Origin of the sequence: Nonomuraea sp. NPDC046570, from assembly GCF_040645915.1 — a bacterium.
Taxonomy (GTDB): domain Bacteria; phylum Actinomycetota; class Actinomycetes; order Streptosporangiales; family Streptosporangiaceae; genus Nonomuraea.
Map to the genome: position 1 here is coordinate 42,599 of NZ_JBEYZF010000041.1, position 9,440 is coordinate 52,038.

Sequence of the window (9,440 nt, forward strand, 5' to 3'; positions counted from 1 at the left end):
CTGCAGTCCTGGCGGCGGCCCGACCGGTCCGACGCCCCCCGGCGCGGGCACCCTGCCGACGTACGTGCCGTTCAACGGGGTCGCCCCGGACAGCCCCGGCGCTGCGGGACGCGCCTCCGACGTCTTCTTCCGCTACCCGGCCTCCCCGGCCCGCGCGATCTCGGCGATCCCGGGCGACGGCAAGCCGTTCACCGCGCTGACCATCGCCGACGTCGCGCCGCCCGCACTGGGGGCGAATCAGTTCTGGCAGCAGGTCAACGAGCGGATCGGTTCGCCGTACCAGCCGAGCTTCGCCCCTGGCGCGGACTATCCGGCCAAGTTCGCCACCGTCTCGGCCGGTGGAGCGATGCCCGACTTCTTCACCGTGCTGCCGGACACCCCGTCGCAGACCGAGCTGTTCGCCGCGACCGCGCTCGACCTGTCCGAGTACCTGGCAGGCGATGCGATCAAGGACTATCCGTCGCTGGCGAACATCCCGACGGAATCCTGGCGGGGCACGGTTTTCAACGGCCGCATCTATGCCCTGCCGATCACTCGCGGCATCCAGAACACCTGGGTGATGTACGGCCGCAAGGACCTGCTGGCGGCCGCCGGTATCACCGCCGATCCGAAGGATTTCGCCGACTTCGAGGCCCAGCTGAAGGCGCTCACGGACCCGAGCCGTAACCGGTGGGCGCTGGCCTCGATTCCGCTCGACTACGTCCGGCAGATGCTCGGCATCCCGAACCGGTGGAGCGCCGAGGGCGGCACGCTGACCAGCGCGCTGTCCCATGCCGCGCAGCAGGAGGCCCTGGAGGCGACACGCAAGATCGTCGAGGCCGGCTACATCAATCCCGATGCCGCCACCTCACCGAACGAGCGTCAGAAGACCTGGCTGCTGGCCGGTTCGTCGGCCTTCGGCTGGTTCACCCTCAGCGCCTGGCCGACGCTCAAGACCGAGGGTTCCGGTGCGTACGACGCCCGCGGCACGACGGTGCCCGGCTTCGCTGATGGCGATGTCGGCCGCGCCTGGCTCGGCGATCCGAACCACAGCATCGTCGGGATCGCCAAGGCCAACAAGGACCGGGTGAAAACGATCTTGAAGATGGCCGACTGGCTGGCCACCCCTTTCGGCACCGAGGAGTACCTGTTCCGCAACTACGGCGTGGAAGGCGTGCACTACACGATGGCCGACGGCACCCCGACGCCGATCGCGGAGAAGAGCCCGGAGCGTTCGTTGGGACTCGCCTATCTGAGTGCGCCGCCGCGGGTGAACTTCGCCCCGCTCAAGGAAGTGCTGCTGGCCAATCAGAAGTTCGAGTTCGCGGTCACCGCGAATGCGGTCGGCAATGCGGCGACCGGTCTCTACTCCAATACCCAGTCGCGGCGTGGCGTCGCCCTCGACACCGCGATCAAGAACCTGGAGCTGGACATCGTGCTGGGCCGTAAGCCGGTCTCGGCCTGGGAGGCCGGCGTCCAGACGTATCTGAACAACGGCGGCAAGGCCATCGCCGCGGAACTGCAGAAGGCCGCGGACGCGAACCACAGGACGAGTGGTTCCTGAGCCGGGATTCCAGTCGTGAGGAAGAGTCAGTTCGTGCCTCCGGAATGGGCTGGCCTTCCTTGAAGGTCGGTCAACGTGCCGTACTTGCCTGAAAAGATCATCTCGCTCTGACCTGCGAGAAGAGGCCAAGAACCCAAGACAACGATCGAGGGCGTCGTCGCGGGCCTCGATGAACCAGACGCGGATCTCGATGGTCTGGAGGTGGCCCGGTCAAAGTGGCGAAGACGGCAGGCTGCGCGCGCGTTCGAGGAGGCTTGCCAGAGCGGCAGGTTCCTGAACGGCCGAGACTGGAGGGGCTCCGTCAATGACGAGTGCAGGTACGCCCCGGATTCCCCTCTGGGTGGCGCGGCGTTCGTCGGCTCGGACTTCAGCGGTGAACGCGTCGCCGGTCAAGAGTTCACCTACCTGGGCGAGATCAAGTCCGGCCTCGACGCTGAGCGCTTGGAGAACGTCCGGGTCGGCGATGTTGCGGCCTTTGGCGTGGTAGCCGTGAAGGAGACGTTCCAGAACGGCGTCGGCCAGGCCGCGGGTGGCGGCCAGGTGGATCAGGCGGTGAGCATCGAAGGAGTTGACGGGCCGGGCCTGGTGCAGGTTGAGTTCCACTCCCTCGGCTGCGCCAAGCGCTTGGATGTGGGCCACCCGGGCGCTCGCTCGGGCTGGGTCGTTCTGGTAGGTGGCGATCACCTGCGCCGCCGTCTGGCCGGGGATGGGGCTTCCGTCCGGATCGAGTTCGAAACTGCGCCAGACGACGTGCACATCGTTTCGGCCCTTCAGGGCGGCGGCCAGTCGTCTCTTGCCGATGTAGCACCAGGGGCACAGGACGTCGAAGTAGACCTCGACTTGCATGATCGGTCGGTCCTTTCAGTCAAACGCCGGGGTGGGCGTCGTGGCCTGTTCGGGCCGGCTCGGTGGTTGTGGCGGGGTTGCGCGCCGCAGGGTCAGGGTCAGCAGAGCGAGCGCGATGAGCAGGGGGATCGTGATGAGCGCGTGCACGTGAAGGCTGTGGGCGAACGCGTCCCGGGCGGTCTGGGCCAACGGGGTGCCGAGGCTTTCGGGGAGTCGCTGGGCTGCCTGGAGTGCGGCGGGCAACGTCTCGCGGGCGGCCTCGGCGACCTTGGCAGGGACGCCGTCTGGTGTATGGCTGATCATGTAGCTGCCGTAGACACCGGTGGCGATGCTGCCGAGCACGGCGATGCCGAGCGCGCCGCCGAGTTCGGCGCCGGTCTCGGAGATCGCTGAGGCGGCCCCAGCGCGTTCGGGCGGTGCCGCGCCGACGACCAGGTTGGTTCCCAGCGCCATGAACGGGGTCAGCCCGGCGAAGAGAAGAACGGAGCCGGACACCAGGATGACGGGGTTTCTGTCCACCTGTGTGAGCAGGATGGGACCGATGACGGCGAACGCGGCTCCGGCACTCATGAGGACGACTGGGCGGATTCGGCCGGTGAGGCTGGAGACCACCAGGGCCACGACGGTACCGGTGACCGCGGTGGGCAGCTGCCACAGGCCGGCCTCCAGCGGAGAGAGGCCGAGTACCAGTTGCAGGTATTGCGAGGTGAGCAGACTGGTCCCGAACAGCACGATCCCGACCAGCACCATGCCTGTGACGGGTACGGCGAAGGCGGGGATACGGAACAATCCCAGGTCCAAGAGCGGGTTGGACAGCCATCGCTGGCGGCGTACGAAGACCGCGCCGATCACCAGGCCCGCGACCAGGACACCGACGGACGGCAGGGCAAAGCCGTGGACGGCGAGATCCTTGATGCCGAACACGATCGTCACAGGAGTCAGCAGCGACAGGACCACACTGACCGCGTCCAGCCGACCGGAAGCCGAAGCGCGGGATTGAGGGATCAGGAAGGGGCCGGTGACCAGCAGCAGGGCCATGGTCGGAATGGCGAGCAGGAACACCGCCCCCCACCAGAAGTACTGCAGCAGCACACCGCCGACCAGCGGGCCGAGCGCACCGCCACTCATGAAAGCCATCATCCAGATCGTGATGGCCAGGGTGCGCTGCCGGACGTCGACGAACAGGGCGCGGATCAGCGCCAGCGAGGACGGCGCCAGCGCGGCGGCGGCGACTCCCTGGACCGCCCGTGCTGCGATGAGCATGCCGGCGCTGGGAGCGTATGCGGCGATAACGGATGCGCCGGTGAACGCGACGGCGCCGACCAGCAGGATCCGGCGGTGCCCGAAACGGTCGCCGAGCGTACCCATCGTGACCAGTGATCCGGCGACCATGAAGCCGTAGATGTCGGTGATCCACAGCAGTTGGGGGCCGTCGGGCTCCAGACCGGCGCTCAGACTTGGTAGTGCCAGATAGAGCACGGACATGTTCATCATGACCAGTACGGCGGGAACACCCAGGATCGCCAAGGCGGTCCACTCCCGGACTCCGGCTCTGGCAGGGGGCTTGTGGGCTCTGATCTCAGCCGCGGACATGGCCGGCGGGGATGAGCAGGGTCTTGCCGGTGGTGGTCCGGGACTCGATCGCTCGGTGCGCGGCGGCTGCCGCCTCGAGCGGGAAGGTCTGGCCGATGACCGGCCGCAGCTTCCCGTCGGCCGCGAGGTTCAGCGCATCGACGATGAGAGCGCGGGTCTGGGCGGGGTTCGGTGCGGCGGTGAGGCCGATGACGCCGATGGAGCGTGCCCGGAGTTCGCCTTCGTCGAGTTCGGCGTCAGCGCCGCTGGCCATTCCGTAGACGCTCACGCGTCCGCCTTCGCGTAGCGCCCCGATCGCCTCGGTGCCGATCCGGCCGCCGACCCCGTCGAAGACGAGATCGAGTCCGGCGCCGCCGGTCGCCTCCGCCAACTGATCCAGCCAGTCAGGCCGGGAGTAGTCGACATAGGTGGCCGCGCCCAGCGAGGTGACCAGTTCGGCCTTGCCGACGCCTCGGGCGGCGCCGATCACGTGGGCATCCGCCGCGGCGGCGAGTTGCACCAGCAGGCTGCCGACACCCCCTCCTGCGGCCTCCACGAGGACCCGCTCCGACGGCTTGATCTCCGCCTGCCGGTACAGCAGCAGCGCCGTACGCCCATCGGCCAGCAGCGCGACCGCGTCCTTGAGCTCCAGACCCGCGGGAACCGGAACCACGTCCTGTGCCCGAGCCAGCGCCAGCTCGGCATAGCCGCCCTCGCCACCGGTGGTGGTGACCACGACTGTTCCCATCAAGGCCGGGTCCGCGTCTGCTCCGACGGCGACGATGCGACCGCCCACGCCATTGCCGGGTATGCGGGGTAGCGCGGGCCTGCCGAACGGCCCGTCGCCCGAGCGCACCTGCGTCTCGACGAACGTGATACTCGCGTACGCCACCGCGACGAGCACCTGCCCCGGCCCCGGCACGGGATCTTCGACCTGCCGTATCCGCAGGACCTCCGGCCCTCCGAACTCTTCCATCACCACGGCCCGCATGACACTCCTTCAAACGGATAAATTCGCTTCGTTTGAAGGCAACCTATAACGGAGTGAATCGCTTCGCAAAGCGGCTACAGTGAGCGCATGGCCCGCAGAGCTCCCCGGCACGCAGAAGCCGAACGCAACGACCAGGCCCTCCTGGAGGCCGCCAAGAAGGTCCTGGCCGTGGACGGAGCGCATGCATCGGTGGCGACGATCGCCGCACGCGCCGGAGTCGGCATCGCCAGCCTCTACCGCCGCTACCGCTCCAAGGACGAGCTCTTCCAGCACCTGTGCGCGCTGTCACTCGACCAGTGGATCGAGGCCGCCGAACGCGGCCTGCAGCACGACGACCCCTGGGAAGGACTCACTCACTACATCAGCGCCTGCATCGAGTTCAGCGGCGGCTCCCTCGGGCCGCTGGCCGGCACGATCGCCATCACCGACGAGATGGCGGCCAAGTTCACCAGGTCCGATGAGCTGATGCGAGACCTGGTGGCCCACGCCCACGCCGCCGGAGTGCTCAGACCGGACGCCACGGCCATGGACATCTCGCTACTGATCGAACAACTCGGCAAGTCCCCCCTGATCGAACAACTCGACCGGCAGGGTCGCACCGACCTGACCGACGCAGCCCACAACGCCCGAAAGCGTACGGTCGCCATCGCTCTCGACGGCCTGCGCTCCGGCCACCCCCAACTGCCCGGGACCGCGCCCACTCCCGCCCTCCTCGCCGAACGCTGGGAGCCCGCCCCCACAAACTCGACGAGGTCGCCAGGGCGGTCGTAGACCAAGGAAGCAAGCCGACGCAAAAGGGGCCCGCAATCACATTTATGAGAACACCCAGCCTCACATCCCGGAACAGGATGATGGGGTACGCTCCCGATTAGCGTCTCGGGACGCAACCGGTCCGCGGAAAGGGCTCAGCCCACCCGAGCCTCAACATGTTAGTCATGGTGCCATTCCTCCTTTTCGGCCCGAAGATGCGGACGTCGGGCAGTATCCGAAAGGGAGGCTTTCGTGGCGAACCGTCTGCCCGAAAACCCCAGCCTTGACCACCTGAAGAACGAGGCCAAGCAACTGCTGCGCGGCGTGCGTGCGGGCGAGATCCGCGCGCTCGCGACGGCCGGAGGGTGGCTGCGTCCGGTACCGCTGCCGGAATCGCCGTCGGACCTGCGGTTGGCCGACGCGCAACTGGTCGTGGCTCGCAAGTACGGCTTCACGAGCTGGCCGCAGCTGCGGGCCCACCTGAAGATGGTGAGCACGTTCGCGCGCCGACCACAAGAGGTAGGCCCGTCGGCCGACCCCGCAACCGAGTTCCTACGGCTGGCCTGCCTGACCTATTGCGGACCCGCGAGCACCGAGGCCGCGGCGCGGCTGCTGGTCACCCATCCCGAGATAGCCGACGCGTCGGTGTGGACGATGGCGGCGGTCGGCGACGCCGCGGGGATAGCCCGCACTGTCGCGGTCGACCCCGCATCGGCCCGGGCATACGGCGGCCCCCTCGGCTGGGAGCCTCTGCTGTATCTGGCCTATTCACGAGTGGCGCAGGCCGACGCGGTGGGGGCGGCGCGGGTGCTGCTGGCGGCGGGAGCCGATCCGAACGCCGGCTACCTGCCTGAAGGGCTGGGGCCGCCGCTCACCGCATTGACCGGGGCACTGGGCGGGGGAGAACTGAGGCAACCGCCGCACCCGCGGGAGCTGGAGCTGGCCCGAGTGCTCCTGGAGGCCGGGGCGGACGCCAACGACGGCCAGGCCCTGTACAACCGCGGAGTCGGGGGTGACGACACCGGCTACCTGGAGTTGCTACTGGAGTTCGGCCTCGGCCGCGGGGACGGCGGGCCATGGAAAGCCAGGCTGGGACGCGTGCAGGACCCGCCGGCCCGCATGCTGGCGAACACGGTGCTGACAGCTGCGTTGCGTGGCCAGGCACGCCGGATGCGGTGCCTGCTGGCACACGGCGCGCCCGCAGATGCCAAGGGCGACGGGCATCCGTTCTTCGGCGAGCACACGGCGCTGGAGCTGGCTCTGCTCGGCGGGCATACGCAGGTCGCGCGGCTCCTTGCCGACGCTGGCACCTCCAGCACGCTACGCGGGCTGGAGTCCGTGGAAGCGGCGATCATGCGAGGGGATCGCGGGGAGCTCGAACGCCTGATTGGCGGCGACCGCGCACTGGCCCGGCGCCTGCTGACAAAACGTCGGGACCTGCTCATCAAGGCCGCCGAGTACGGACGCGTGCCGGCCGTACGGCTGGCCTGCGCGCTGGGCTTCGACGTGAACGCACGCCTCCCGTCGACGGCGTTGCACAAGGCGGCGCGGGCAGGCGACCTGCCGATGGTGCGAGCGCTGTTGGAGCTGGGAGCTGACCGGTCACTACGGGAGTTCGATTACGATGCCACGCCGCTGGAGTGGGCACAGTTCGCCGGCCAGGCCGAGGTGGCGGAGTTCTTGAGCCAGTAGCGCGCCGACTTACTCACGAGCAAGCAACGGTGAGCGCGGGGCCACCCGGACGAGCGCCATGTCGGGCTGCGTCCCGCCATTGGCAGTGGCCAGGTCAAAACCGCGGATCAAGCACCGCGCGATGAGTTACGAATCACTACAGGCAGGGATGCGGGACGGCCGCAGCCTCACGATCGCCTGGCGGTGGTTGTGCAGGGCAGTGGCTGGGGGCGATCGGCGCTGTGGGGCCTCCGCCACTCGTCGAGACGCGAACTGTCCTGACCGAGCGATTCTGATGCCGACATGCCCTGGTGACCTGGCAAACATCAAAACCACTGAGCCGGGAACCCGCCTCGGCGACTCAGCAGCCGGATGGCAGGACGAACCAGGGCAACGAACGGCTCAGCGAACTCCTCGGGTAACAGCTCCCGAACGTACTCGGCGAAATCAAGCATCCAGTCCTGCATGTCGCCCATCCTGCCCGGATCTGATCTCGAACGAAACAGTGCACGAGCAGCGCGCCCAGCCCCAGCAGGCCGTAATACTGAGTGCATTTCAACCTGCTGGCCCTGGTCACGGTGTGTATGAGATGCCCGGTCAAGATGGCGCAGGGCTGCCGGGTAGACGGTGGTCCGCCAAAATCCGAAACCTGAGTGGGAGCCCTCCTCAGTCGGCTTGTGTCCATGACCGGTGTCGGCAGCTCGTGCTCTTCACGACACGCGGGCCGCTCTCGTGCGCCGGCCAGATCTGCAGAAGGTATCGATCCGGCGCATGCTCCTCGTAATGGTCTGCGTGACCCTCGTCCAAGCCGTGAGCGTGGTGTCGCAGGCGGTACCAACCCGGTCCGGCCGGAAGTGGCGGTAGTACATGGATGTTCTCGTCTCCCCACTCGTGCAGGGAAACGCTCCCCGCCTCCGACGCGAAGCTGATCTCCACGATGTCTTCGTACGCGCCGAGGTCCGGGGCAGGCTCGGACTGCGCCACCTGAACGTCGAAGGGGACCTTGCCGTAGTGCGTGCCGATGGTCAGCAGGGCGACGCCGTCTGCCACGTGAATGATCCCAAGAGGGCACGCCGGGTCGTCATCGGCCAGGTGATCGGGAATCACGGCTTCGCCGGAGTCATCGAAGAGATAGGCCTGGCCGTAGTCGACACCGAGGGTGATGGTCATGGTTGCCATGGCAGCATTCGGGTGCGTCATGAGTCGCGATCATAGAGATCTTCGCTGACACTTCATGATCGCGTCGAAAAGCAGGCCACGGCGGCATGCACGTCGTCGGCCAGGACAGCCAGAAGGTCAACGCTTTCACGGACATAGCGACAGGCGGTGGTGGTGCCGATGGCGAAGCCAGTGGCCAGTCGCGCGTAGGCATCGCCATTGCGCAGGTGGGCCAGCAGCGCTTGCCGGGCCGGATCTGGAATGCGGTCTCGTTGGTGCCCTGGGTATCTGGGTCACTCAGGCGAACAGGGCCAAGACGGTTCGGTTCGCTGTCAGTCGTCGACTACCTGGTAGAGCGTGGTTCCCCGCTCCGACGTGGCGCTCATGGCTTGATGAGCGACGCACGGGGGTCGGGGGTGAGCTCGGCCTGCTCTGGCCGGTTCCCTGCTCGTCCGCTCGGTGTGGCCTGGTTCGCGCTCTGCCTGACAAGCGGTAACTGCGGGTCGGCTTGCCGTCAAGCGGCGTCGAGGGCTGCAGTGATCTTGCGGATCATGTCCACCAGGGGAACTGGGCACGCCCCGGTGGGTCCGGGCGGCTGCGGGAAGAAACGGGCCGCGGACGCGATCGTCGCAGGCGAGCGACCACAGCGGTGGGCCGTACGCGCCCTCGCCCGTCACCGGCTGGCGGTCAGGCGTCCCAGGTGACCGGGAGGCTCTTGACCCCGTAGATGTCCGCGGTCTCCGGGCGCAGGGCGACCTCATCGGCAGGTACGGCCAGCCGTAGCGTGGGGAAGCGGTTGATCAGTGCGGGGAGCGCGACGCGCATTTCGACGCGGGCCAGTTGCTGGCCCAGGCACTGGTGGATGCCGTGGCCGAAGGCCAGGTGCCCGCCGTCCTGCCTGCGCAGGTC

General features: G+C 68.0%; 9 protein-coding genes and 1 pseudogene. 3 read left to right on the forward strand and 7 right to left on the reverse strand.

The window, feature by feature from the left end:
- Nucleotides 1-64: 64 nt before the first annotated feature.
- Nucleotides 65-1,543 carry a hypothetical protein gene (locus ABZ911_RS37425; RefSeq protein WP_358067395.1) on the forward strand — a complete coding sequence of 493 codons (1,479 nt, stop codon included), beginning with the start codon at nt 65-67 and terminating at the stop codon, nt 1,541-1,543.
- A gap of 210 nt (nt 1,544-1,753) precedes the next feature.
- Here ABZ911_RS37425 and ABZ911_RS37430 read toward each other — a convergent pair whose 3' ends face one another.
- From ABZ911_RS37430 to ABZ911_RS37440, 3 genes are read right to left on the reverse strand one after another with little or no spacing between them, the layout of a single operon-like run.
- A complete protein-coding gene (locus tag ABZ911_RS37430; RefSeq protein WP_358067397.1) occupies nt 1,754-2,389 on the reverse strand; it encodes a DsbA family oxidoreductase in 636 nt (211 codons plus the stop codon).
- A 15-nt stretch (nt 2,390-2,404) separates the two neighbouring features.
- On the reverse strand, nt 2,405-3,982 hold the full coding sequence (locus ABZ911_RS37435; protein ID WP_358067400.1) for an MFS transporter: 1,578 nt from the start codon (nt 3,980-3,982) through the stop codon (nt 2,405-2,407).
- Nucleotides 3,969-4,952, reverse strand: a complete 984-nt coding sequence (locus ABZ911_RS37440) for a zinc-binding dehydrogenase (RefSeq protein ID WP_358067403.1) — start codon at nt 4,950-4,952, stop codon at nt 3,969-3,971. Before ABZ911_RS37440 ends, ABZ911_RS37435 begins: the two co-directional genes overlap by 14 nt.
- An 87-nt stretch (nt 4,953-5,039) precedes the next feature.
- Here ABZ911_RS37440 and ABZ911_RS37445 point away from each other — a divergent pair, with 87 nt between their 5' ends.
- On the forward strand, nt 5,040-5,723 hold the full coding sequence (locus ABZ911_RS37445) for a helix-turn-helix domain-containing protein (RefSeq protein ID WP_358067406.1): 684 nt from the start codon (nt 5,040-5,042) through the stop codon (nt 5,721-5,723).
- A gap of 231 nt (nt 5,724-5,954) precedes the next feature.
- The gene (locus ABZ911_RS37450; protein ID WP_358067409.1) at nt 5,955-7,394 is read left to right on the forward strand and encodes an ankyrin repeat domain-containing protein; all 1,440 of its coding nucleotides are present in this window, start codon (nt 5,955-5,957) and stop codon (nt 7,392-7,394) included.
- 305 nt (nt 7,395-7,699) lie between these two features.
- Here the strand turns inward: ABZ911_RS37450 and ABZ911_RS37455 are convergent, their stop codons facing one another.
- The 4 genes and pseudogenes from ABZ911_RS37455 to ABZ911_RS37470 all read right to left on the reverse strand — a co-directional run.
- Nucleotides 7,700-7,840 (reverse strand): hypothetical protein, encoded by a 141-nt coding sequence (locus tag ABZ911_RS37455; protein WP_358067412.1) that lies wholly within the window; start codon nt 7,838-7,840, stop codon nt 7,700-7,702.
- 199 nt (nt 7,841-8,039) lie between these two features.
- Nucleotides 8,040-8,543 carry a hypothetical protein gene (locus tag ABZ911_RS37460; protein ID WP_358067415.1) on the reverse strand — a complete coding sequence of 168 codons (504 nt, stop codon included), beginning with the start codon at nt 8,541-8,543 and terminating at the stop codon, nt 8,040-8,042.
- A gap of 86 nt (nt 8,544-8,629) precedes the next feature.
- A pseudogene (locus tag ABZ911_RS37465) lies at nt 8,630-8,788 on the reverse strand (transposase family protein); the annotation flags it as partial.
- A 430-nt stretch (nt 8,789-9,218) separates the two neighbouring features.
- A partial coding sequence (locus ABZ911_RS37470; RefSeq protein WP_358067418.1) for a cytochrome P450 occupies nt 9,219-9,440 on the reverse strand: 222 nt, incomplete at its 5' end.

Excerpts from the sequence above, each read along its gene's own strand:
- ABZ911_RS37430 (WP_358067397.1), bottom strand. The coding sequence starts at position 2,389 with ATGCAAGTCGAGGTCTACTTCGACGTCCTGTGCCCCTGGTGCTACATC.
- ABZ911_RS37455 (WP_358067412.1), bottom strand. The coding sequence starts at position 7,840 with ATGCAGGACTGGATGCTTGATTTCGCCGAGTACGTTCGGGAGCTGTTA.
- ABZ911_RS37460 (WP_358067415.1), bottom strand. The coding sequence starts at position 8,543 with ATGACCATCACCCTCGGTGTCGACTACGGCCAGGCCTATCTCTTCGAT.
- ABZ911_RS37445 (WP_358067406.1), top strand. The coding sequence starts at position 5,040 with ATGGCCCGCAGAGCTCCCCGGCACGCAGAAGCCGAACGCAACGACCAG.
- ABZ911_RS37440 (WP_358067403.1), bottom strand. The coding sequence starts at position 4,952 with ATGCGGGCCGTGGTGATGGAAGAGTTCGGAGGGCCGGAGGTCCTGCGG.
- ABZ911_RS37435 (WP_358067400.1), bottom strand. The coding sequence starts at position 3,982 with ATGTCCGCGGCTGAGATCAGAGCCCACAAGCCCCCTGCCAGAGCCGGA.